Source organism: Enterobacter cloacae complex sp. HYC003_NIDB (assembly GCF_056673375.1).
Window position 1 is genome coordinate 876,177 of the sequence record NZ_CP114220.1, and the last position, 24,676, is coordinate 900,852.

General features: G+C 58.2%; 22 protein-coding genes and 1 other RNA gene. 18 read left to right on the forward strand and 5 right to left on the reverse strand.

Going from position 1 to position 24,676, the window contains the following annotated elements; genetic code table 11:
• Positions 1-54: 54 nt before the first annotated feature.
• From O1722_RS04180 to O1722_RS04220, 9 genes are read left to right on the forward strand one after another with little or no spacing between them, the layout of a single operon-like run.
• Positions 55-981, forward strand: a complete 927-nt coding sequence (locus O1722_RS04180) for a VOC family protein (protein WP_015571827.1) — start codon at positions 55-57, stop codon at positions 979-981.
• On the forward strand, positions 978-2,165 hold the full coding sequence (locus tag O1722_RS04185; protein WP_033487643.1) for an NAD(P)/FAD-dependent oxidoreductase: 1,188 nt from the start codon (positions 978-980) through the stop codon (positions 2,163-2,165). The genes O1722_RS04180 and O1722_RS04185 overlap by 4 nt, the downstream gene beginning before the upstream one ends.
• Before the next feature lie 25 nt (positions 2,166-2,190).
• The gene (locus O1722_RS04190; RefSeq protein ID WP_015571825.1) at positions 2,191-3,447 is read left to right on the forward strand and encodes an MFS transporter; all 1,257 of its coding nucleotides are present in this window, start codon (positions 2,191-2,193) and stop codon (positions 3,445-3,447) included.
• A 10-nt stretch (positions 3,448-3,457) separates the two neighbouring features.
• The gene (locus tag O1722_RS04195; protein WP_015571824.1) at positions 3,458-3,988 is read left to right on the forward strand and encodes a cupin domain-containing protein; all 531 of its coding nucleotides are present in this window, start codon (positions 3,458-3,460) and stop codon (positions 3,986-3,988) included.
• A 9-nt stretch (positions 3,989-3,997) separates the two neighbouring features.
• On the forward strand, positions 3,998-4,768 hold the full coding sequence (locus O1722_RS04200) for an alpha/beta fold hydrolase (protein WP_033487642.1): 771 nt from the start codon (positions 3,998-4,000) through the stop codon (positions 4,766-4,768).
• Positions 4,752-5,546: an SDR family oxidoreductase gene (locus tag O1722_RS04205; protein WP_033487641.1), complete on the forward strand. Its 795-nt coding sequence runs from the start codon at positions 4,752-4,754 to the stop codon at positions 5,544-5,546. The genes O1722_RS04200 and O1722_RS04205 overlap by 17 nt, the downstream gene beginning before the upstream one ends.
• A gap of 9 nt (positions 5,547-5,555) precedes the next feature.
• Complete coding sequence (locus O1722_RS04210) at positions 5,556-6,326, forward strand: aspartate dehydrogenase (protein ID WP_033487640.1); 771 nt, start codon at positions 5,556-5,558, stop codon at positions 6,324-6,326.
• Positions 6,327-6,335: 9 nt separating this feature from the next.
• Positions 6,336-7,805, forward strand: a complete 1,470-nt coding sequence (locus O1722_RS04215; RefSeq protein WP_033487638.1) for an aldehyde dehydrogenase — start codon at positions 6,336-6,338, stop codon at positions 7,803-7,805.
• A 13-nt stretch (positions 7,806-7,818) separates the two neighbouring features.
• Positions 7,819-9,459, forward strand: coding sequence for a thiamine pyrophosphate-binding protein (locus O1722_RS04220; protein ID WP_033487637.1), 1,641 nt, complete (start codon positions 7,819-7,821; stop codon positions 9,457-9,459).
• Positions 9,460-9,561: 102 nt separating this feature from the next.
• On the opposite strand, the gene O1722_RS04225 is transcribed toward O1722_RS04220, so the two are convergent.
• The gene (locus O1722_RS04225) at positions 9,562-10,830 is read right to left on the reverse strand and encodes an OprD family outer membrane porin (protein WP_017382910.1); all 1,269 of its coding nucleotides are present in this window, start codon (positions 10,828-10,830) and stop codon (positions 9,562-9,564) included.
• Positions 10,831-11,040: 210 nt separating this feature from the next.
• Positions 11,041-11,799, reverse strand: coding sequence for a metalloprotease LoiP (loiP, locus tag O1722_RS04230; RefSeq protein WP_017382909.1), 759 nt, complete (start codon positions 11,797-11,799; stop codon positions 11,041-11,043).
• A 272-nt stretch (positions 11,800-12,071) separates the two neighbouring features.
• Between loiP and tkt the strand changes: the two genes are divergently transcribed.
• The 7 genes from tkt (at position 12,072) to O1722_RS04265 (ending at position 20,462) form a co-directional block, all read left to right on the forward strand.
• Positions 12,072-14,063: a transketolase gene (gene tkt, locus O1722_RS04235; RefSeq protein WP_017382908.1), complete on the forward strand. Its 1,992-nt coding sequence runs from the start codon at positions 12,072-12,074 to the stop codon at positions 14,061-14,063.
• A gap of 356 nt (positions 14,064-14,419) precedes the next feature.
• On the forward strand, positions 14,420-15,439 hold the full coding sequence (gene epd / locus O1722_RS04240; RefSeq protein WP_015571810.1) for an erythrose-4-phosphate dehydrogenase: 1,020 nt from the start codon (positions 14,420-14,422) through the stop codon (positions 15,437-15,439).
• Positions 15,440-15,488: 49 nt separating this feature from the next.
• Positions 15,489-16,652: a phosphoglycerate kinase gene (gene pgk, locus O1722_RS04245; RefSeq protein ID WP_033487636.1), complete on the forward strand. Its 1,164-nt coding sequence runs from the start codon at positions 15,489-15,491 to the stop codon at positions 16,650-16,652.
• A 92-nt stretch (positions 16,653-16,744) separates the two neighbouring features.
• Positions 16,745-17,824, forward strand: a complete 1,080-nt coding sequence (gene fbaA / locus O1722_RS04250; protein ID WP_017692704.1) for a class II fructose-bisphosphate aldolase — start codon at positions 16,745-16,747, stop codon at positions 17,822-17,824.
• A gap of 187 nt (positions 17,825-18,011) precedes the next feature.
• Positions 18,012-18,866, forward strand: coding sequence for a small-conductance mechanosensitive channel MscS (gene mscS, locus O1722_RS04255; protein WP_032102946.1), 855 nt, complete (start codon positions 18,012-18,014; stop codon positions 18,864-18,866).
• Between the two features lie 145 nt (positions 18,867-19,011).
• Entirely contained in the window at positions 19,012-19,647 is a 636-nt protein-coding gene (gene argO, locus O1722_RS04260) for an arginine exporter ArgO (RefSeq protein ID WP_003860085.1), read from the forward strand.
• 92 nt (positions 19,648-19,739) lie between these two features.
• A complete protein-coding gene (locus O1722_RS04265; protein WP_017382904.1) occupies positions 19,740-20,462 on the forward strand; it encodes an oxidative stress defense protein in 723 nt (240 codons plus the stop codon).
• A 42-nt stretch (positions 20,463-20,504) separates the two neighbouring features.
• Here O1722_RS04265 and argP read toward each other — a convergent pair whose 3' ends face one another.
• Entirely contained in the window at positions 20,505-21,398 is an 894-nt protein-coding gene (argP, locus tag O1722_RS04270) for a DNA-binding transcriptional regulator ArgP (protein WP_003860089.1), read from the reverse strand.
• A gap of 127 nt (positions 21,399-21,525) precedes the next feature.
• Between argP and rpiA the strand changes: the two genes are divergently transcribed.
• Positions 21,526-22,185: a ribose-5-phosphate isomerase RpiA gene (rpiA, locus tag O1722_RS04275; protein WP_003860091.1), complete on the forward strand. Its 660-nt coding sequence runs from the start codon at positions 21,526-21,528 to the stop codon at positions 22,183-22,185.
• Between the two features lie 266 nt (positions 22,186-22,451).
• Positions 22,452-23,684, forward strand: a complete 1,233-nt coding sequence (gene serA / locus O1722_RS04280; protein ID WP_017382902.1) for a phosphoglycerate dehydrogenase — start codon at positions 22,452-22,454, stop codon at positions 23,682-23,684.
• Between the two features lie 154 nt (positions 23,685-23,838).
• Here serA and O1722_RS04285 read toward each other — a convergent pair whose 3' ends face one another.
• Entirely contained in the window at positions 23,839-24,435 is a 597-nt protein-coding gene (locus O1722_RS04285; RefSeq protein WP_033487635.1) for a 5-formyltetrahydrofolate cyclo-ligase, read from the reverse strand.
• 24 nt (positions 24,436-24,459) lie between these two features.
• Positions 24,460-24,643, reverse strand: a non-coding RNA gene (gene ssrS, locus O1722_RS04290) — 6S RNA.
• Positions 24,644-24,676: the final 33 nt, after the last annotated feature.

Below are 24,676 nucleotides of genomic sequence, written 5' to 3' on the forward strand. Positions count from 1 at the left end.
TGACTGCGTCGGGCATGTTTTACGCCCAATCTGGGCCAGATGAGGCAACGAACGATGAGTGTAACCGGAATTGAAAAGCTGGAATTTGGTGTGGAAGACCTGACGCACTGCGCCAAATTTATGCGTGATTTTGGCCTGACGGGCGATGCCAGCGGCCAGCGTTTCACCACCCTGAGCGGCGCGCGCGTGGAGCTTAACCCGATCGACAGCCCCGACCTGCCGCCCGCGTTTGAAGCGGGTAACACCCTGCGCCGCATGACCTGGGCGGTTGCCAGCCAGTCAGATCTGGACGCGCTGCGCCCGAAGCTGGCGCAACAGCCAGGTTTTCGTGAAGTGGGCGACGCGCTGGAGTGCCTGGACCCGAACGGCATGACGCTGCGCGTGCAGGTGACCCAGCAAACTGACGTGGAGCTGAACGTCGAGCCGATTAACCAGTGGGGCGATGCCCGCCGTATCGACACCCCCAGCCCGGTTTACGATCGCGCCCAGCCGATCAACGTGGGGCATGTGGTGTTCTTCGTGGAAGAGCTGGCGGCAGTGGAGAAATTCTACCGCGAGGTGCTCGGCTTCCAGGTCTCGGACCGCTATATCAACCGCGCCGTGTTCCTGCGCTGCGGCGTGCGCGGCGGCCATCACAACCTGTTCCTGCTGCAACTGCCGAACCGCAAGCGCGGCCTCAACCACGTGGCCTTCACCGTGCGCGACATCCACGAGGTGATCGGCGGCGGTATCGCGATGAATAAACATGACTGGAGCACCTTTATCGGGCCGGGCCGTCATCCGGTGTCGTCGGCGTACTTCTGGTACGTCAACAGCCCGACCGGCGGGGCGTTTGAGTATTACACCAACGATGATTATCTGACGGAAAACTGGCAGCCGCGTGAGCTGGAGCATTCGCTGGTCTCCTTTACCGAGTGGGCGGTGGAAGGCGGGATTGACCACGACACGCGCCGTCAGCAGAAAAAGCCGGAGGCGGTATGACGTCGCGCATTGTCATTATCGGCGGCGGCCAGGCGGGCGGCTGGGCGGCGAAAACCCTGCGCGATGAGGGTTTCGACGGCGAGATTTGCGTGGTAGCGGAAGAAGAGTGGGATTTCTACGAGCGCCCGCCGCTGTCGAAAGCGTCTTTGCTGGAGCCGGACGCGGCGCTCCCAAGGCTGTTTAGCGACGAGGTGCAGCAGGCGCTGAACCTGGCCTGGTACCGGCCGCTGCGCGCTGAATCTGTCGATCGCGATGAGAAAAAAGTCGTTCTTAGCAACGGCGAGCGGCTTAGTTACAACATCCTTTTAATCGCTACCGGCGGTCGGGCGCGCCTGCCTTCGCAGGCGTGGGCCAGCCATCCGCAGGTCTATACCCTGCGTCACTGGCAGGACGCGCAGCGCCTGAAAAGTCGTCTGGCGGAAAGTAAAAAACTGGCGATCGTCGGCGGCGGCTGGATCGGACTGGAGATTGCTGCCTCGGCGCGGAAAAGCGGCGTGGCGGTCACCCTGTTCGAGCAGCAGCCCGCGCTCTGCATGCGCTCGGTGAGCGGCGAGGTGTCGCAGCGCCTGGAGGCCATCCACCGCGAGCAGGGGGTGGAGATCCGTACCGGCTGCGGTGCGCTGGAGCTGGAGGACGACGGCGGCCTGCCGGTCATCCACTGCGACGGCCAGCGTGAAACCTTTGATGCGGTCGTGGTTGGGATCGGCGTCGATCTCAATCTGGAGCTGGCGCGCGATGCGGGGCTGAAAACCGGGCGCGGGATCGTGGTGGATGCCCAGGGACGCACGTCGGATCCGTTCATCTTTGCCGCAGGAGATGTCGCCCAGCACCATCACTACGGGCTGTGCATCCAGTCCTGGGCCTTCGCCCAGAATCAGGCGGTGGCGACGGCGAAAGCGATGCTCAACCCCGATGCGCCGGGCTATGACGACGCGCCGTGGCTGTGGTCGGATCAATACCAGCACAACATCCAGATCCTCGGCATTCCGCAGCCGGGCAGCAGAACGGTCGTGCGTGAAGAGACGCTGTACTTCTCGCTGGACGACAACGGGAGGCTGACGCAGCTGGTGGCGTTCGACGATGCGCGTACCGTCAAGCTGGCGAAGCGCTGGATGGCGGCGGGGCGGGATCTGTCCGACGTGCCGCTCGCCGACCCGACCTTTTCACTGATGTCACTGCGATAGCTAACCCGCACCCGTAGGGGGAGAGATGACCACACTAGAGACTAACACCGCACCGGTTGAGGCGAGCGGTGAGGGGACCCGCACGCCCGAAAAAGCGGTGCGCTGGGCCATCCCGCTGTCGCTGCTGGCCTGCGTGCTGCTGGCGTTTTTCGACAAAATCAGCATCGCGGCGCTCTTTTCGGATACCCATTTCCAGCAGGCGATGGGCATTGATTTTGACACCACGCGTCTCGGCATTTTGATGAGCGCTTTCCTGCTGAGCTATGGCTTCTCATCGGTGTTTTTAAGCGGTTTAGGCGACAAAATCGCGCCGCTGCGCCTGCTCACCGGGATGATGGCGGTGTGGTGCGTGCTGATGGTGGCGATGGGCTTTACCCATAACTACACGCTGATGATCGTCCTGCGTATTCTGCTGGGCGTGGCGGAAGGACCGCTGTTCCCGCTGGCCTTCGCCATCGTACGTCACAACTTCCCCCAGCATTTGCAGGCGCGCGCCACCATGCTGTGGCTGCTGGGGACCCCGGTGGGCGCGGCGATTGGTTTCCCGCTTTCCCTCTGGCTGCTGAACACCTTTGGCTGGCAGAGCACTTTCTTTGTGATGGCCATGCTTACCGTGCCGGTGCTTATCTTTGTGCGCATTGGTCTGCGCGGGATCCGCCTGGAGGCAAAACCCGGCACCTCGCAGGCGTCCCGGGACGAGCGGCGCGCGGCGCGGCGTGAGCTGTTCGTCAGCCCGCACTTCTGGATCATCTGCATCTTTAACATCGCTTTCCTGACCTATCTGTGGGGCATCAACGGCTGGCTGCCGGGCTACCTGATCAAAGGCAAAGGCATTCATCTGGAGCACGCGGGCTGGCTGTCGTCGATGCCGTTCATCGCCATGCTGGCAGGGGAAGTGATTGGCGCGTGGCTCTCGGACAGGGTCGATAAGCGCGCGGCGGCATGCTTTATCTCCATGGCGGGGGCGGCCGTCGGGCTGGCGGCGGTGATGCACCTTGATACCCCGCTGGCCGTCATCGCGGCGATGAGCTTCAGCACCTTTATGTGGGGCACCGGCGCACCCAACATTTTCGCCCTGCTGGCGAAGGCCACCCATCCCCGGGTGAGCGCCACGGCGGGCGGTATCTTCAACGGGCTGGGAAACTTTGCGGGCGCGCTGTCGCCGGCGGTGATGGGCGCGCTTATCGCCTTCACCCACAGCATGGATTCCGGGCTGATTTTTCTGGCGGTGATGGCGGCGGTGGGCTGCGTCCTGTTACTGCCGCTGCTGAGACGTTACTGAGGAGAGTGTCATGACTGATTCAACCGTAACCAACACAACAGGCATCAAACCTGACCATCTGACGATGGAAGAGTGGGTCGAGTCGCGCATCGCGCGCTTCGAAGGCCGTAAATACGACTGGAACGCGCTGAAGTTCCAGGCCGATTTTGACCCGAAATACCGCCGGGCGCAGATGCGCTACATCGGCACCGGCGCAACGGGCGTCGCGAACGACACCAACACCGTGCAGGCGGACCATTTTACCTTCTCCACCATGGTGCTGCCGTCGAAGTGCGAAGGACCGCTGCACCTGCACGACGACGTGGAAGAGGTGTTCTTCATGCTCAAGGGGCAGATCACGCTGATGATCCAGGACGGCGACAACTACACAGAAACCGTGCTGCGTGAGCGTGACCTGATCTCCGTTCCGCCGGGCATCTATCGCGGCCTGTTTAACCACGGCGAAGAAGAAGCGCTGATGTGCGTCATGCTGGGGACCAACAAGCCGGAAATCCCGACCTATCCGTCCGACCATCCGCTTTCCAAAGTGAAGCGGAACTAAGGGGGCATGATGACGGGTTTTCGTGAACAGGGAAGCGGTATTCCGCTGATGCTGCTGCACGGGATCAGCTCCGGCGCCGCTTCCTGGCACAAGCAAATGGCGCTGAACGGTTTTCGCGTGCTGGCGTGGGACATGCCCGGTTACGGCGAAAGCCCGATGCTGGCCGTAGCGCGGGCAGACGCGGGGGATTACGCCGACGCGCTGGCGGCGATGCTGGATCGCGCCGGTGTCTGGCAGGCAGTGCTGATCGGCCATTCCCTGGGGGCGCTGGTGGCCAGCGCCTTTGCGGCAAAGTTCCCGGATCGCGTCATTCATCTGGTGCTGGCCGACGCCGCGCAGGGGTACGGCAATGCCGCGCCGGAGCAGCGGGAGCAGGTCTGGCGCAACCGCGAGCAGCAGATGGCGCTGGGGGGCGACATCCTCGCCCAGACCCGCGCCGCGAAGCTGCTGCGCCCCGGCGCGCGCGCGGAAGATATCGCCACCGTCGCGGCGGGCATGCGGGCGCTGCGCCCGGAAGGCTACCTTGCCGCCGCGTGGATGCTGGCGCATGACGATATCCACGGCTGGCTTAAACGCTACTCCGGCACGTTTGAAGTCTGGTGCGGCGAGCAGGATGCCATCACCCAGCCGGAACTGGTTCAGGGTCTGGCGCTGCGCTACGGCATGCCGTTTATCGCCATTCCGCAGGCCGGGCACGCCAGCTATCTCGATAACGACGCGTTTTTCAACCAACAGCTTTTACGCATTAACGAAGAGGTGCGCGATGAATGCACAAATTGACGGGCGCGTAGCGGTCGTTACCGGCGGTTCTTCCGGCATTGGCTTTGAAACGCTGCGCCTGCTGCTGGGTGAAGGGGCGAAAGTCGCCTTCTGCGGCCGTGACCCGGACCGGCTCGCCAGCGCCCATGCGACGCTGCAAAACGAATTTCCTCACGGGGAGATTTTTGCTTACCGCTGCGACGTGCTGAACGCCGACGAAGTTCAGGCCTTTGCGGATGCGGTACAGGCGCGTTTTAGCGCGGCGGATATGCTGATCAACAACGCCGGGCAGGGCTACGTGGCGCACTTCCATGACACCCCGCGCGAGGCGTGGCTGCACGAAGCCGAACTCAAACTGTTCGGGGTGATTAACCCGGTGCAGGCGTTTCAGCCTCTGCTGGAGCAGTCCGACATTGCCTCTGTTACCTGCGTGAACTCCCTGCTGGCGCTACAGCCGGAGGAGCACATGATCGCCACCTCTGCCGCTCGTGCCGCGCTGCTGAACATGACGCTGACGCTGTCGAAAGAGCTGGTGGGCAAAGGTATTCGCGTCAATTCCATTCTGCTCGGCATGGTGGAATCCGGCCAGTGGCAGCGCCGCTTTGAAAACCGGGCGGACAAAAGCCAGAGCTGGCCGGAGTGGACGGCGGATATCGCGCGCAAGCGCGGCATTCCGATGGCGCGCCTCGGCAAGCCGCAGGAGCCCGCGCAGGCGCTGCTGTTCCTCGCTTCGCCGCTGGCCTCGTTTACCACCGGCGCGGCGCTGGACGTTTCCGGCGGCTTCTGCCGCCATCTGTAAGGACACATCATGAAAAAGGTAATGTTGATTGGTTTTGGCGCCATGGCGCAGGCGGTGATTGAGCGCCTGCCCGCCGGCGTGGCTATCGGCTGGATCGTGGCGCGCGCGTCTCACCATGCCGCCATTCACGACCAGTTTGGCTATGCGGTTGAGGCGCTGACGTCGCCGATGGCGTGCGCACAAACGCCGGATCTGGTGCTGGAATGCGCCAGCCAGCAGGCGGTGGCCCAGTACGGGGAAGAGATCCTGCGTCGCGGCTGGCATCTGGCCGTCATTTCCACCGGCGCGCTGGCGGACAGCGCGCTGGAGCAGCGTCTGCTCGCTGCGGGCGGAAAACTCACCCTGCTTTCCGGTGCGGTGGCCGGTATCGACGGGCTGGCGGCGGCGAAAGAGGGCGGCCTTGAGCGCGTTACCTATCAGTCGCGCAAAAGCCCGGCCAGCTGGCGCGGCAGCTATGCCGAGCAGCTTATCGATCTGAATGCGGTGACAGAGGAAAAGGTCTTTTTTGAAGGCAGCGCCCGCGAGGCGGCGCGGCTGTTCCCGGCGAACGCCAACGTGGCGGCGACCGTGGCGCTCGGCGGCGTCGGGATGGACGACACCCGCGTGCAGCTGATGGTTGACCCGGCAACGAAACGCAATACCCACACGCTCCACGTGGAAGGATTGTTCGGCGAGTTTCATCTGGAGCTGAGCGGACTGCCGCTGGCTTCTAATCCTAAAACCTCCACCCTGGCGGCACTGAGCGCGGTGCGCGCCTGCCGCGAGCTGGCCCTGAGCTGAGGAGAGACGATGGACGATCTGAAGATTTTTATCGGCGGCCAGTGGCGACACGGCGGCGGCAACCCGATGCAGAGCCACTTCCCGGCAGACGGGTCTATCAACGCCACGCTGAACGCCGCCAGTCTGGATGACCTGGAGGAGGCGGTAGACGCCGGAGAGCGCGCCTGGCGCGATCCCGCCTGGCGTAACAGCCTGCCGCATATGCGCGCGAAGATCCTGTATAAGGTTGCCGATCTCATTGAATCCCGCGTCGACGCGCTGGCGCAGATGCAGAGCCGTGATAACGGCAAGCCGCTGGCGGAAGCGCGCGGGCTGGTGATGAGCGCGGCGGGAACGGCGCGCTACTTTGCCGCCGCCTGCGAGCTGCTGGAAGGGGAACTGCCCACGCCGCGCCAGCCGGATCTGCTGACGCTGAGCCGCTATGAGCCGCTCGGCGTGGTGGCGGCCATCACGCCGTGGAACTCGCCGATTGCCAGCGAAATGCAGAAGGTCGCACCGGCGATTGCCGCCGGGAACGCGGTGATCCTCAAGCCCGCCGAAGCCACGCCGCTGATGGCGCTGGAGCTGGCGCGGATTTTTGAACAGGCCGGGCTGCCCGCCGGGCTGCTGAGCGTGCTGCCGGGCAAAGGCTCGGTGATTGGCGATGCGCTGGCGCGTCATCCTCGCGTGCGCAAAATTTCCTTTACCGGCGGTACCACCACGGGCCGTCATCTGGCGCACGTGGCGGCGGAAAAACTGATCCCGGCCTCGCTGGAGCTGGGCGGCAAATCGCCGACCATTGTGCTGGAGGATGCTGATATCGAACAGGCCGCGCGCGGGATCTGCTATGGCATTTTCAGCTCGGCGGGGCAGGCGTGTATCGCCGGGTCGCGGCTGTTTATCCACGAGAGCATTTACTCCCCGCTGATGGCGAGGCTGCTGGAATTAACTCGCGGGCTGCGCGTCGGACACCCGTTTACCGACGGCGTGCATGTCGGACCGCTGATCGGCGAAAAACATCGCCAGAGCGTGATCGAGTACGTCGAACTGGCGAAGCGCGAAGGGGGCCGCGTGCTGTGCGGCGGTGAGATACCCGCCGATCCCGCTCTGGCAAACGGCAGCTTTTTCCTGCCCACGATTATCGAAGGGCTGAGCAACAGCGCCCGCGCCTGTCAGGAAGAGATCTTCGGCCCGGTGCTGGTGGCGATGCCGTTTGGCGATGAAGCCACGCTTATCCGCGAGGCGAACGACTCGGTTTACGGCCTGGCGGCGGGGATCTGGACGCGCGATACCGGGCGCGCCCTGCGTCTCAGCGAGCAGCTGGAGGCTGGCACGGTGTGGATCAACACCTACAAGGTTTTTGCGATTTCGACCCCGTTCGGGGGCTTTAAAGAGAGCGGTCTGGGCCGCGAGAAGGGTATCCAGGGGCTGAAGGCCTGGATGCAACAAAAGAGCATTTATCTGGCGACGGGTAACAGCGTCAACCACTGGTGCGACTGAGAAAGGGTGAGCAATGAGTGAAATGATAACCGTCGGCGACGCCATCGCCAGAACGCTGGAGCAGTATCAGGTTGAGGCCATCTACGGCGTCATCTCTATTCACAACCTGCCGATCGCGGATGCGGTTGGGCAGCGGGGCAATATCCGCTTTGTGCCCGCGCGCGGTGAAGCCGGTTCCGTCACCATGGCCGATGCCCACGGGCGCTTTTCCGGCCTCGGCGTGGCGCTGACCAGCACCGGCGCGGGGGCGGGTAATGCGGTAGGCGCGCTGGTGGAAGCCATGAATGCCTGCACGCCGCTGCTGCATTTAACCGGGCAGGTTGAGAAAGCCTGGCTGGACGCCGACACCGGGTTTATCCATGAAACCCGTGACCAGCTGACCTTCCTGAAGGCCAGCTCAAAACGGGCGTACCGCATCAGCAATGCGAATCAGGCGATAGCGATTCTGCATAAAGCTATCCAGGACGCGCAGACCCCGCCGTGCGGACCGGTCTCGGTGGAAATCCCGATTGATATTCAGGGCGCCAAAATTCCGCTGTCGCTGGTGACTAAACCGGTTAAACCGGCATCGGTTCCAGCCGTGGATACCGGAATGGTTGACGCGCTGTGGGCGCAGCTCCAACAGGCGAAACAGCCGCTGCTGTGGCTGGGGGGCGGGGCGCTGGGCAGCGCAGACGCGGTTAAAACGCTGGCGGATGCGGGCATCACCGTGATTTCCAGCACCCATGCGCGCGGCGTGCTGCCTGACAGCCACCGCGCCAGCCTGCGGGCGTTTCACAACTCGCCGTCGGTGGAGGCGCTGATCGCGCAGTGCGATTTTACGCTGGTGGCCGGTTCTCGCCTGCGCAGCAACGAAACCCGTTCCTGGACGCTTGAGCTGCCTTCCCCGCGGGTGCAGATCGATATCGACCCGGCGGCAGCGAGCCGTAACTACCTGATGGATAGCACGTTGATAGCCGATTGTTCAGCGGTGCTTGGCGCGCTGGCTGCAAAAGTACAGGGCCGCGAGTGGGGCAGTCCCCAGTGGGATATGCAGGTGCAGCAGGCGGTCGGGCAAGCTGAACAGGGGCTGCGCGAGCAGTGCGGCGCCTATGCGAAGCTTAACGACGCCATAGCAAAAGCCCTGCCGACAGACGGCCTGCTGGTGCGCGATATCACCGTGTCCGGCAGCCTGTGGGGTAGCCGCCTGTTCAGGGCTAACGGTCCGATGATGAACATTCACTCCCTCGCCGGGGCGATTGGTATGGGGCTGCCGATGGCCATCGGCACCGCGATTGCCAACCCGCAGCGCAAGGTGGTGGGGCTGGTGGGCGACGGCGGCCTGAGCCTCAATTTAGGCGAGCTGGCGACGCTGGCGCAGGAGAAAGCTAACGTGACGCTGCTGGTCATGAACGACGGCGGCTACGGGGTGATGCGCGGTATTCAGGATAAGTATTTCGGCGGGCGTCAGTATTATAACGCGCTGCATACGCCGGACTTTACCCTGCTGGCGCAGGCGATTGGCCTTCAGGCGTGGAGCGTTGAGCGGGCAGAGGATTTTGATGCGGTGATGACGGAGGCGCTGGCGATGCCGGGGCCGTCGGTAGTGGAAGTGCGGATGGGGCAGATTGGCGCCCTTAAGTTTGCGGGGCCGCCGCAGAAGACGCTTTACTAGCAGTGCAGTGCGGTCTGAAGCCCTCACCCCAGCCCTCTCCCAAAGGGAGAGGGTGACAGCGTTCCCTCTCCCTTTGGGAGAGGGTTAGGGTGAGGGGGTAAATCAGAACACGTTAAACGGGTATTCCACGTAAGCGCGGATCTCGTCCCCGCCCACGTTGTACTCGCTGGCGTTGCTGGAGACGCGCAGTACGGAGTAGCGCAGCTTCAGCTTCAGATCTTTCGCCGGGCCATCCTGCACCTGGTACTGGATCTGGTTAAACCACTCGTGCTCTTTGCCATTGCTGGTTTCAGAGGTTTTGATGTTATCGCCGCGCACGTAGGCGGTGGTCCAGCTCAGGCCCGGTAAACCAAGGCCGCCAAAGTCCAGACCGTAGGATGCCTGCCAGGAACGTTCATCTTCGCCGTTGAAATCAGACCAGTAGGAGTTCGCCAGCCAGATGGTGTTACCGCCGTCACCCACGCCGCCTTTGTCGCGATAGCCGCCGTAGTTGTAGCCGGTACTGCCGCTGCTCTGCTGGTACGCCACTTTGAACGTGTGAATGTCCCAGATATAGCTCGCTGCCAGGCTCCAGATGGTGTTGCTGCGGCCCGTGTTGAGGCTGTCCGCGTAATGCTGGTCGAGACGGGAGTTATAGCCGTTGAAGTCGAGCACCAGCTGCTGCCCGGTACTGAACGGCTGTTTGAAGTTCATGCCCAGGTACTGCTTGTTCATCACCTCTTCGTTATGAGAGGCGTACAGCGCGCCGCTGAACTGGTCGTTAAACTGATAGCTCGCACCGCCGAAGGAGAGGCTCTTCAGTCCGCTGTCGTGGCGGTCATCGCTTTTACGCTGCTCGTCGGTGAAGTAACCGGCGTTGACTTCCAGACCGTCGATCTCTTTCGAGGTCAGCAGGGTGCCGGTGTAGCTTTCAAACAGCAGGCGGGAGCTGTCGGATGTAATGATTGGCAGTTCAGGACGCTGGTTCCCGTAGCTCAGCACGGTATTGGAGATGCGCATTTTGGCCGTCGCGCCAAACTTTGCCAGATCGGATTTTGCCCGGCCGTCGTCTTCCTGCTTAAAGAAGTCGATGCCGCCCGCGCCGCTCTTGCCGCGGCCACCGTCCAGACGCACGCCATACTGCGCGATACCGTCCACGCCGAAGCCCACCAGCCCTTCGGTATAGCCGGATGCAAACGTGGCGATGATCCCCTGACCCCATTCGGCTTTGTCCTGCTGGCCCTGATGGTAGTCGCGGCTGATATACGCATTGCGTAAAAACAGATCCAGATGGCTGTCGTCAATAAAACCCTTGCTGTCGGATTGCTGGCTTGCGGCGGCAGGTAATGCGGCAAATAAACTTAAAGCAATTAATGATAATTCTTTTTTCACGGAGGGAACGTCTCTGTCTGGATATATTAATTTGAATAACTGCGGAAAAGATAATTACCGGAAAAAGTTACCTTTGCAATAATTATGTGACCAGACATTTCAGTGTGACAGGGCAGATTTGGCGGGCCTTTCAGGGGTGTTATCGATACGTGCTTTTAAGTTAACAATTCATGCGAAATAAAAAGGAGGCAAAACTGCCTCCTTCTGAAATTATTTAATTCCGTCTGCCGCCATACGGTCGCGAATATGCTGCGCACGCTCTTCCGAAGCCGGGTGATCGTCAAACATGGAGCTTTGACGGCCCTCCTCCAGTTTCGCCAGTTTTTCGAAGCTGGTAGCTAAACCCGATGGATTGATGCCGCGTTTGCGCAACAGATCGTAAGAGTAGTCATCCGCTTCCGACTCCTGACGCTGGGAGAACTGCGAGTTCACCAGTTTTTCGCCCACGTCGCCCAGCTGCGACTGGGACAGGCTGCCGACGATGCCGCCCGCAGAGGCCGCCGCTGCGCGCACGGCATTGGTGCCCAGCGCAACCTGCATCCCTTTCTTCACGTGACCCAGTGCAACGTGACCCATTTCATGGCCGATCACCGCTTCCACTTCGTTGTCGGTCATCATGTCCATCAGGCCGCTGTAAACGCGGATACAGCCGTTCGCCATCGCAAAGGCGTTGACGTCTTTCGCCATATACACCTTGTAGTTCACCGGCTGACCGTTAATGTTGTCGCCCAGCGCGGAAGCAATCTTGTTCAGACGCTGCGTGTAGGTGCTGTTTGCCGGGGCAAGCGTAGCTTTTCCATCCATATCCTTACAGGCCTCGTCGCTCAGCGCTTTCACCTGCGCATCGCTCAATGAGTAGGCCTGAAAAGCTTCTGCGCCTGAGGTCATCAGGCCGTTAGAATCCATATTCTGACAGCCGCTTAGCAGGAGCGTTGTTCCCACAGCCAGCCCGATTGCACGCATTTTCATGATGTTGCTTCCGTACTCGTTAATCTGAATTAATTCCGAAAAATGCACCGTCAACGAAGCCGGTGTCGGGCTAAGTATAAGGAATATCGACAGAGGCGGGCGAGCAGATTGCGCAACATGCGAGCATGATCCAGAGATTTCTTAAGCTGCAAAAGAATGGTCCATGTACATGCCCTGCGGCTTGGGTTACATTGTTGGCACTTTTTTCCGGCGTAGCCCAAAACGCGCTGTCGTCAAGGGCATGGCCTTTAACAGTCCGATCTGGAGTTAAAATGTCCTCACGTAAAGAGCTTGCTAATGCTATTCGTGCGCTGAGCATGGACGCAGTACAGAAAGCCAAATCCGGCCACCCGGGCGCCCCTATGGGCATGGCTGACATCGCCGAAGTCCTGTGGCGTGATTTCCTTAACCACAACCCGCAGAACCCGGCATGGGCAGACCGCGACCGTTTCGTGCTGTCTAACGGCCACGGCTCTATGCTGATCTACAGCCTGCTGCACCTCACTGGCTACGATCTGCCAATCGAAGAGCTGAAAAACTTCCGTCAGCTGCACTCCAAAACTCCAGGTCACCCGGAAGTGGGCTACACCGCTGGCGTTGAAACCACTACCGGTCCGCTGGGTCAGGGCATCGCTAACGCCGTAGGGATGGCGATTGCAGAGAAGACCCTGGCGGCGCAGTTTAACCGTCCTGGCCACGACATCGTTGACCACTTCACCTACGCCTTCCTGGGCGACGGCTGCATGATGGAGGGCATTTCTCACGAAGTGTGCTCCCTGGCAGGCACCCTGAAGCTGGGTAAACTGGTTGCGTTCTACGACGACAACGGCATCTCCATCGACGGTCATGTTGAAGGCTGGTTCACTGACGACACCGCCGCACGTTTCGAAGCCTACGGCTGGCACGTTGTGCGCGGCGTTGATGGCCACGATGCTGACTCGATTAAACGTGCCGTAGAAGAAGCGCGCGCCGTGACCGACAAACCGTCCCTGCTGATGTGCAAAACCATCATCGGCTTCGGTTCTCCGAACAAAGCGGGCACTCATGACTCCCACGGCGCACCGCTGGGCGACGCGGAAATTGCACTGACCCGTGAAGCACTTGGCTGGAAACACCCTGCCTTCGAAATCCCGTCTGAAATCTACGCTCAGTGGGATGCGAAAGAAGTGGGCCAGGCGAAAGAAGCGGCCTGGAACGAGAAGTTCGCGGCATACGCGAAAGCCTTCCCTCAGGAAGCGGCTGAATTCACCCGTCGTATGAAAGGCGACATGCCGTCTGACTTCGACGCGAAAGCGAACGAATTCATCGCGAAGTTGCAGGCGAACCCAGCCAAGATCGCCAGCCGTAAAGCATCTCAGAATGCGATCGAAGCGTTTGGCCCTCTGCTTCCAGAATTCCTCGGCGGCTCCGCTGACCTGGCGCCATCAAACCTGACCCTGTGGTCCGGATCTAAGCCAATCAACGAAGATACTGCCGGTAACTACATCCATTACGGTGTACGTGAATTCGGGATGACCGCGATTGCCAACGGTATCGCTCTGCACGGTGGCTTCCTGCCATACACCTCTACCTTCCTGATGTTTGTGGAATATGCACGTAACGCCGTGCGTATGGCTGCGCTGATGAAACAGCGTCAGGTGATGGTCTACACCCACGACTCCATCGGTCTGGGCGAAGACGGTCCTACCCACCAGCCAGTAGAGCAGGTGGCTTCTCTGCGCGTGACCCCGAACATGAGCACATGGCGTCCATGTGACCAGGTTGAATCTGCGGTGGCGTGGAAATACGGCGTTGAGCGTCATGATGGCCCGACCGCACTGATCCTCTCCCGTCAGAACCTGGCGCAGCAGGAGCGTACCCCAGAGCAGCTGGCAAACATCGCGCGCGGTGGTTACGTGCTGAAAGATTGCGCAGGCCAGCCTGAGCTGATCTTCATCGCGACCGGTTCTGAAGTTGAACTGGCCGTTGCCGCATGGGAAAAACTGACTGCCGAAGGCGTGAAAGCGCGTGTGGTCTCCATGCCGTCTACCGATGCGTTCGACAAGCAGGATGCCGCGTACCGCGAATCCGTACTGCCTAAAGCGGTCTCCGCTCGCGTGGCAGTGGAAGCGGGTATCGCTGACTACTGGTTCAAATACGTAGGTCTGAACGGCGCTATCGTCGGTATGACCACGTTTGGTGAGTCTGCGCCAGCTGAACAGCTGTTTGAAGAGTTCGGCTTCACCGTTGAGAACGTTGTCGCTAAGGCGAAAGAACTGCTGTAATTGCCGTTTTGCCCGGTGGCGCTAACGCTTACCGGGCCTACAAATGGCATAAAATGTAGGCCGGGTAAGCGTTAGCGCCACCCGGCTTTTTTGTATGCACGATTCCTCAGACATGTAACTGCTCTGTAAATTATTCCACCGAAAATGTGATGCAAGTCATATAGCTCGCTTATTCATCTGGACAGAGATTCCTTTTATTCCCCGATTCGCTTATTCTTGCTGAAGCGTTTCAGTCGATTAAATGTTCGACAATTGACCAATCAATCGCAGTTTGTGACAGCAAGGATTCCCCTTCGGGCGTCGCTGGATTACTCTTTCAGCCACCTCAAACTCAGGGATAGCTTTGCAGGAGATCTATGACCGTACGCGTAGCGATTAATGGCTTCGGTCGCATCGGACGCAACGTGGTTCGTGCTTTATATGAATCCGGGCGTCGTGCGGAAATCACCGTGGTGGCAATCAATGAACTGGCGGATGCTGCGGGCATGGCGCATTTGTTGAAATATGATACCAGCCACGGTCGCTTTGCCTGGGACGTTCGCCAGGAAAGGGAACAGCTGTTCGTCGGTGACGATGCCATCCGCGTGCTGCATGAGAACAGTATTGAAGGGCTGCCCTGGCGCGAACTGGGTGTGGATGTGGTGCTGGACTGTACCGGCGTGTACGGTAACCGTGAACATGGCGAAGCGCATCTGAATGCTGGCGCGAAAAAAGTGCTGTTCTCCCATCCCGGCAGTAACGACCTCGACGCCACCGTCGTGTTTGGCGTCAACCAGCACGAGCTGCAAGCTGAACACCGCATTGTCTCCAACGCCTCCTGCACCACCAACTGCATTATTCCGGTCATTAAACTGTTAGACGATGCGTATGGCATTGAATCCGGCACCGTGACCACGATTCACTCCGCCATGCACGATCAGCAGGTCATCGACGCCTACCATCCGGATTTACGGCGCACTCGCGCGGCGAGCCAGTCCATCATTCCGGTGGATACGAAACTGGCTGCCGGGATCACCCGTATTTTCCCGCAGTTTAACGACCGTTTCGAAGCGATTGCCGTGCGCGTGCCGACGATAAACGTCACCGCAATCGATCTTAGCGTGACGGTGAAAAAACCGGTAAAAGCCTGTGAAGTCAACCTGTTGCTGCAAAAAGCGGCACAGGGAGCATTTCATGGTATAGTTGACTATACGGAATTACCGTTGGTCTCAGTAGATTTTAACCACGACCCGCACAGCGCCATCGTGGATGGCACGCAGACGCGAGTCAGTGGTGCGCACCTTATCAAGACGCTGGTCTGGTGTGATAACGAATGGGGCTTTGCTAACCGAATGCTCGACACCACGTTAGCCATGGCCGCAAAAGGTTTCAGGTAGAGCGCACCTTGCGCTTGCAAAACTTTAAGAATCAACGAGAGGATTCACCATGTCTGTAATTAAGATGACCGATCTGGATCTGGCAGGTAAACGCGTTTTCATCCGTGCCGATCTGAACGTACCGGTTAAAGATGGCAAAGTGACCAGCGACGCGCGTATCCGTGCATCTCTGCCAACCATTGAACTGGCTCTGAAGCAGGGCGCTAAAGTGATGGTCACCTCCCACCTGGGCCGTCCAACTGAAGGCGAGTACAACGAAGAGTTCTCTCTGCTGCCGGTTGTTAATTACCTGAAAGACAAACTGTCCAGCCCGGTTCGCCTGGTGAAAGATTACCTGGACGGCGTGGAAGTTGCCGAAGGTGAGCTGGTTGTTCTGGAAAACGTTCGCTTCAACAAAGGCGAAAAGAAAGACGACGAAACCCTGTCCAAAAAATACGCTGCGCTGTGCGACGTATTCGTGATGGATGCATTCGGTACGGCTCACCGTGCGCAGGCATCTACCCACGGTATCGGTAAATTCGCAGACGTCGCCTGTGCAGGTCCGCTGCTGGCTGACGAACTGGAAGCGCTGGGTAAAGCTCTGAAAGAACCTGCTCGTCCAATGGTCGCTATCGTTGGTGGTTCTAAAGTGTCTACCAAACTGACCGTACTGGATTCCCTGTCCAAAATCGCTGACCAGCTGATCGTTGGTGGTGGTATCGCGAATACCTTCGTTGCTGCGCAAGGCCACAACGTGGGTAAATCCCTGTACGAAGCGGATCTGGTTGACGAAGCCAAACGTCTGCTGAGCACCTGTGATATCCCGGTTCCAACTGACGTTCGTGTAGCTACCGAGTTCTCCGAAACCGCTACCGCAACCCTGAAATCTGTTAACGACATCAAAGATGAAGAGCAGATTCTGGACCTGGGCGACGTTTCTGCACAGAAACTGGCTGAAATCCTGAAAAACGCAAAAACTATCCTGTGGAACGGTCCTGTCGGCGTGTTCGAATTCCCGAACTTCCGCAAAGGGACTGAGATCGTGGCTAACGCTATCGCAGACAGCGAAGCGTTCTCTATCGCAGGCGGTGGTGACACCCTGGCAGCTATCGATCTGTTCGGTATCGCTGACAATATCTCCTACATCTCCACTGGTGGCGGCGCATTCCTCGAATTCGTGGAAGGTAAAGTCCTGCCAGCAGTAGCAATGCTCGAAGAGCGCGCTAAGAAGTAAGCCATTCAGGGGCAGGGAAACCTGCCCAATTTTCAGCGCGCTTATCAGAGCTCGCACCTTTTCTAACGGCCGAAGATACAGGACTAAGCAACATGTCTAAAATTTTTGATTTCGTAAAACCTGGCGTTATCACTGGTGATGACGTACAGAAAGTGTTCCAGGTAGCTAAAGAAAACAACTTCGCACTGCCAGCAGTTAACTGCGTAGGTACCGACTCCATCAACGCCGTACTGGAAACCGCTGCAAAAGTTAAAGCACCGGTTATCGTTCAGTTCTCTAACGGCGGCGCTGCGTTCATCGCAGGTAAAGGCGTGAAAACTGACGTTCCTCAGGGCGCTGCTATCCTGGGTGCTATCTCTGGCGCACATCACGTTCACCAGATGGCTGAGCACTACGGTGTTCCGGTTATCCTGCACACTGACCACTGCGCGAAAAAACTGCTGCCATGGATCGACGGTCTGCTGGACGCAGGTGAAAAACACTTCGCAGCAACCGGTAAGCCACTGTTCTCTTCTCACATGATCGACCTGTCCGAAGAGTCTCTGGAAGAAAACATCGAGATCTGCTCTAAGTACCTGGCGCGTATGTCCAAAATGGGCATGACCCTGGAAATCGAACTGGGTTGCACCGGCGGTGAAGAAGACGGTGTGGACAACAGCCACATGGACGCTTCTGCTCTGTACACTCAGCCAGAAGACGTTGATTACGCTTACACCGAGCTGAGCAAAATCAGCCCACGCTTCACCATCGCAGCGTCCTTCGGTAACGTACACGGCGTATACAAACCAGGTAACGTGGTTCTGACTCCGACCATCCTGCGTGATTCTCAGGAATACGTGTCTAAGAAACACAACCTGCCGCACAACAGCCTGAACTTCGTCTTCCACGGCGGTTCCGGTTCTTCTGCTCAGGAAATCAAAGACTCCGTAAGCTATGGCGTAGTGAAAATGAACATCGATACCGACACCCAATGGGCAACCTGGGACGGTATCCTGCAATACTACAAAACCAACGAAGCTTACCTGCAAGGTCAGCTGGGCAACCCGAAAGGCGAAGACCAGCCGAACAAGAAATACTACGATCCACGCGTATGGCTGCGCGCTGCCCAGACTTCTATGATTACTCGTCTGGAGCAGGCATTCAAAGAACTGAACGCGGTTGACGTTCTGTAATTTGAGCTGTTCATAGCGTCAAGAAGGTCCGCATATGCGGGCCTTTTTTTATGCCTTTTCAATAGCCTGATGCCTCTGTTTTTGTGATCTGTTTGGCAATATCATGGCTTTTTGTTTACCCTTTACTGACCTGCCTGTCTCCGTGTGGGATAGATTTTGTGGTTTTTATGAGCATAAGGAAAGATAAATGGAAGATCTCGGTGTTGTAGATAGCATCAATAACGCTGGCTCCTGGCTGGTGCGCAACCAGGCGCTCCTGATTAGTTACGCTGTGAATATTGCGGCGGCAATCGCCATTATTATTGTGGGGATGATCGTTGCCCGCACGGTTTCCCGGGGCGTTAATCGCGTAATGCTATCCCGTCATATCGATGCAACCGTTGCTGATTTCCTATCTGCGCTGGTGCGTTACGGGATTATTGCGTTTACCCTCATTGCGGCAATGGGGCGGGTCGGTGTACAGACCGCTTCGGTCATTGCTGTACTTGGTGCCGCTGGTCTGGCCGTAGGTCTCGCTCTTCAGGGCTCGCTGGCTAACCTTGCAGCTGGCGTACTGTTAGTGACGTTCCGTCCTTTCCGTGCCGGAGAGTATGTTGATCTCGGTGGCACTGCGGGCACCGTGCTGAACGTGCAGATTTTTTCTACCACGCTGCGTTCGGCAGACGGCAAAATCGTCATTGTGCCAAACAAGAAAGTTATTGATGGCAACATTACTAACTTCTCTCGTGAGCCGGTTCGCCGTAATGAACTCATTATCGGGGTTGGCTATGATTCAGATACTGAGCTGGTGAAAAAGCTGATTACCGATATCATCGAATCAGATGATCGCATTCTTAAAGATCGCGAAATGACCGTTCGCCTGAACGAGTTGGGCGCGTCATCCATTAATTTTGTGGTGCGCATCTGGAGTAAAAGCGGCGATCTGCAAAACGTTTACTGGGACGTGCTGGAGCGCATTAAGCGTGATTTCGATGCCAACGGCATCAGCTTCCCGTACCCGCAGATGGACGTAAACGTCAAAAAAATCAAAGAAGCAGAGTAACGTCTCTCGTAGGCCCGGTAAGCGTCAGCGACACCGGGCTTTTCTTTTATTAGCCCGGCTAATCCCCAATTAATATTATCAATTTCCTCTAATGTCGTTCCCGCAGTATAGTCTGCCTCCAGGACAACTCTGCGAGAATTACGTCATGTTATCTTATTATTTTCAGGGGCTTGCGTTAGGCGCGGCCATGATCCTTCCCCTTGGTCCACAAAATGCGTTTGTGATGAACCAGGGCATTCGCCGCCAGTATCATCTGATGATTGCCCTGCTGTGCGCGGTGAGCGATTTGCTACTGATTTGCGCCGGGATTTTTGGCGGCAGCGCCTTGCTGATGCAGTCGCCGTGGCTGCTGGCGCTGGTTACCTGGGGCGGCGTAGCGTTTCTGCTGTGGTACGGGTTTGGCGCCCTGAAAACGGCCATGAGCAGCAATCTTGAGCTGGCGAGCGCCGAAGTGATGAAGCAGGGGCGCTGGAAGATTATCGTCACCATGCTCGCCGTGACGTGGCTTAACCCGCACGTCTACCTTGATACCTTTGTGGTGCTCGGCAGCCTGGGTGGACAGCTGGACGTTGAGCCCAAGCGCTGGTTTGCGCTCGGTACGGTCAGCGCCTCCTTCCTCTGGTTCTTTGGTCTTGCGATCCTGGCGGCATGGCTGGCGCCACGTCTGCGCACCGCTAAAGCGCAGCGCATTATCAATACCCTGGTGGGGCTGGTGATGTGGTTTATTGCCTTCCAGCTGGCGAAAGAGGGCATTCATCACGTACAGGGATTGTTCAACTAAGCGTTGTCTTATGGACATCTGAACAAGACCCGCTAAGCTTGCTGGCATGAGCCCTGTTGATGGGGCACTCTTCGCAACATGGAGGAATGACAGTGAAGTTTAAGGTGATGGCCCTGGCGGCATTAGTAAGTTTAGGTGCGGTGTCGGTGCAGGCGAATGAACTGCCAAACGGCCCGCACATTGTCACTTCAGGCACGGCAAGCGTGGATGCGGTACCGGATGTTGCAACCCTGGCAATTGAAGTGAACGTGGCGGCGAAAGATGCTGCTTCCGCCAAGAAACAGGCAGACGATCGTGTTGCGCAATACCTCTCTTTCCTGGAACAGAACGGTGTCGCGAAAAAAGACATCAGCTCTGCGAACCTGCGTACCCAACCGGATTACGACTACCAGAACGGCAAAAGCATCCTGAAAGGCTATCGCGCCGTGCGTACTGTGGAAGTGACTGTACGCCAGCTAGATAAGCTCAACGGATTGCTGGATGGTGCGCTGAAGGCTGGGCTGAACGAAATTCGTTCCGTCTCGCTGGGCGTTGCGCAACCGGAGAAATATAAAGACGAAGCGCGTAAAGCGGCGATTGATGATGCCATTCATCAGGCGCAGCAGCTGGCATCCGGCTTCAAGACCAAGCTCGGTCCGGTTTACAGCGTGCGCTACCACGTTTCAAACTACCAGCCAAGCCCGATGGTTCGGATGATGAAGGCGGACGCCGCGCCGGTTTCTGCTCAGGAAACCTACGAGCAGCCAACCATTCAGTTCGACGATCAGGTTGATGTGGTGTTCCAGCTGGAGCCGACTGAAAAGCCCGCTCAGTAACCCGTAGGCCGGGTAAGGCGAAGCCGCCACCCGGCTAGTTTTTCAATCCTGTCTTAACACCTTGTGCCCAAACGCCAGCAGCGCGTCAGTGACGTTGCGCATCATGCGGCTTTCCGGCGCAAAACGGTGCCAGTACAGCATCCGGCGCTGATACAGCCCCGGGGTTAAATCAATCAGCTCACCGCTTTTCAACTCTTTCTCAATCTGCAAATGCGGGATCATGCAGCAGGTGGTTCCCTGACGCGCGAGCTGTACGAAGGCTTCGGACGAGTTAACGATATGACACGGCACGCTGCCCGGCGGCAGATCGAAGTTTTGTTGCAGGAAGGCCTGATGCATATCGTCCAGATGGTCGAAAGCGACGGCAGGCGCTTTCAGCAGCGCGGCGCGGGTCACACCGTTCGGGAAGTAACGCTCGGCAAAGGCTTTTGAACCGACAAACAGGTAATCCAGCGCGCCCAGCTGATCCACCAGACAGCTTGGCAGCGCCTGAGGCTGAATACTGACCGCCCCAACCACTTCGCCACGGCGCAGGCGTTCCTGAGTGCGGGTCTCGTCTTCAACCTGGAGATTCAGGCGGATAGGGGAGTCGGCCAGCACCGGCGCAAGGGCCGGCAGCAGCCAGGTTGCCAGACTGTCGGCGTTCACCGCCAGCGACAGCAGCAGCGGCGTGGAGCCGGTCTGTTCATCGCCCAGCCACTCATCTTCCAGCAGTTCAACCTGCCGCAGCAGGGCGAGGAGCTTTTGTCCTTGCTCCGTCGGACGCGGCGGTACGGTACGCACCAGCAGCGGCTGCCCGAACATGTTTTCAAGCTGTTTGATACGCTGTGATACGGCGGACTGGGTGATGCACAGCTTTTGCGCCGCGCGCTCAAAACCGCGTTCACGAATAACTGCATCAAGTGCCTGTAGTGTTCTGTAGTCCGGACGTTTCATTGCTCTGGCTGACTCCTTAATTTTGCTTAATCTGCACTATGACACAATTTTCCCTTCGTGGCAGACGAAATCCATTCGACGTGTTCTATAATGCGCCCTGAGTTTTCACACCACAGGCAAAACGATCATGACGCAGGATGAACTGAAAAAAGCAGTAGGATGGGCCGCTCTCCAGTACGTACAGCCGGGTACCATTGTCGGTGTTGGTACGGGGTCGACGGCGGCGCACTTTATCGATGCGCTGGGCACGATGAAGGGGCAGATCGAGGGCGCGGTTTCCAGCTCCGATGCTTCCACGGAAAAGCTGAAAAGCCTCGGCATCACCGTTTTCGACCTCAACGAAGTGGACCGTCTGGGCATTTACGTTGATGGCGCGGATGAAATCAACGGCCATATGCAGATGATCAAAGGCGGTGGCGCGGCGCTGACCCGCGAGAAGATCATTGCCTCCGTTGCGGATAAGTTCATCTGCATCGCGGACGCCTCCAAGCAGGTCGACATTCTGGGGAATTTCCCGCTGCCGGTCGAAGTGATCCCGATGGCGCGCAGCGCCGTGGCACGTCAACTGGTGAAGCTGGGTGGTCGTCCGGAATACCGTCAGGGTGTGGTGACCGACAACGGCAACGTGATCCTCGACGTTCACGGCCTTGAGATCCTCGATGCCATTGCGCTGGAAAATGCGATCAACGGCATTCCAGGCGTCGTTACCGTAGGGTTATTTGCCAACCGTGGCGCGGACGTGGCGCTGATCGGCACGGCTGACGGTGTAAAAACCATCGTAAAATGATCTGACGGGGGGAGCGCTCCCCCCGCTAAAAAATTTTTGAAAAGCTAAATTCGGTGACTTGTGTCACGTTTTTCCGCCTCTTTTGCCGATCCTGCCACGTTCGTAATTTTCCGCAGCATTTTCCTCTGCCATTTTGCTCTGTATGACTTTTCTTCAGAGTGCCGACGCAAACGTTCATATTGCTGCAATAGTTTTTTTTGATATGTTGGCTGCACGGGATTTATATCCAGCACAACATCAGTTCAGATAAAAACAGGGTCGGGTAAATGGCAAAGGTATCACTGGAGAAAGACAAGATTAAATTCCTGTTGGTTGAAGGCGTGCACCAGAAAGCGCTCGATAGCCTTCGCGCAGCAGGCTACACCAACATCGAATTTCACAAAGGCGCGCTGGACACTGAAGAGCTGAAAGCGTCCATCCGTGATGCCCATTTCATTGGCCTGCGATCCCGTACCCAACTGACTGAAGACGTTATTGCTGCGGCGGAAAAGCTGGTGGCGATTGGCTGTTTCTGCATCGGCACCAACCAGGTTGATCTGAATGCCGCCGCCAAACGCGGTATCCCGGTCTTTAACGCGCCGTTCTCTAACACCCGTTCCGTGGCGGAGCTGGTGATTGGCGAGCTGCTGCTGCTCCTTCGCGGCATTCCGGAAGCTAACGCTAAAGCGCACCGCGGCGTGTGGAATAAGCTGGCTGCGGGCTCTTTCGAAGCGCGTGGTAAAAAGCTCGGGATTATCGGTTACGGCCACATCGGTACGCAGCTCGGTATTCTGGCGGAATCCCTCGGCATGCACGTGTTTTTCTACGATATCGAAAGCAAGCTGCCGCTGGGTAACGCGACGCAGGTGCAGCATCTCTCTGATCTGCTGAATATGAGCGACGTGGTCAGCCTGCACGTGCCGGAAAATGCGTCCACCAAAAACATGATGGGGGCGGAAGAGCTGGCGCTGATGAAGCCGGGCTCTCTGCTGATCAACGCCGCGCGCGGCACGGTGGTCGATATTCCTGCACTGTGCGACGCGCTGAAGCGTAAGCATCTGGCGGGTGCGGCGATTGACGTATTCCCGACGGAACCGGCCACCAACAGCGATCCGTTCACCTCTCCGCTGTGCGAGTTCGACAACGTGATCCTGACGCCGCACATCGGCGGTTCTACTCAGGAAGCTCAGGAGAATATCGGCCTGGAAGTGGCGGGTAAGCTGAGCAAATATTCCGACAACGGTTCAACGCTCTCTGCGGTGAACTTCCCGGAGGTGTCTCTGCCGCTGCACGGTGGGCGTCGTCTGCTGCACATCCACGAAAACCGTCCTGGCGTGCTGACCGCCATCAACCAGATCTTTGCCGAGCAGGGTGTTAACATTGCCGCGCAGTATCTGCAAACTAACTCGCAGATGGGTTATGTGGTGATTGATATCGAAGCGGATGAAGACATCGCCGAGAAAGCATTGCAGAGCATGAAGGCCATTCCGGGGACGATTCGCGCGCGCCTGTTGTACTGATGGTGCGGTCTGTGGCGTCGGGTGGCGGCTGCGCCTTACCCGACCTACAGTTGTCGTGCGGTCTGTGTGTCGGGTGGCGCTTACGCTTACCCGACCTGCAATGTTCGAGGATTTATGTAGGCCGGGTAAGGCATAGCCGCCACCCGGCTTTGTTCTACCAGGTCCAGGTTTTACTGGGCGTCACCACCGCCGGCAACGGCACATCCCATTTCTCTACGGGTAATGCCTCCACGCCCTGGCAATCATGCGCATACCCCACCGGCTGCAATCCGTACTGCTGCCAGTTTTGTAGCGTCCTGTCATAGAATCCCCCGCCCATGCCCAATCGCTGGCCCTGCTCGTCAAACGCCACCAGCGGCGTAATCAGCACATCCAGCCCGGAAAGCGGGAGCACGTCGCGCACGTCGAGTTTGGGTTCGGTGATTTTCAGACGATTCACCACCAGCTCGCTGTGCGGATGGTAGTGCAGAAACAGCAGATTGCCCGGGCTAAAGGGATGCAGAACCGGCAGGTAAACTTTTTTCCCGGCGCGCCAGAGCTGGTCGATAAGCGGTTGGGTATCCAGCTCACCATCAAACGAGAGAAACAGGGCGACGGTGTTTGCCATCACCACAGGCGGATAGGCCATCATGCGGGCGGCGGCCTGCTGAGCAAACTGTGCCTGTTGCTCGGCGCTTAGGGCGCGACGACGCTGGCGAATAAGCTGACGGATGTCCTGGCGTGAAGCAGAAACTTCAGGGAATTGAGTCATGGTAGTCGGTAGAAGAAAAGAGAGGGAATCTCCGAGATGCCGCCGCAGGCTGTAACCCTTGAACCCTTGGTTCAAGGTGAATGTGTCGTCATAGTTTTAAGGCTTCTCGGACGAACCGAGCATGCTCACCAACCATGGAGCGCCACATTCTTGTGGTATGAAATATCGGCTCAGGGGACTGGCCCGCTTGCGAACATCTCAGAGAAATTTTGTCTTCACAGTTACTCTACCATAGTCAACT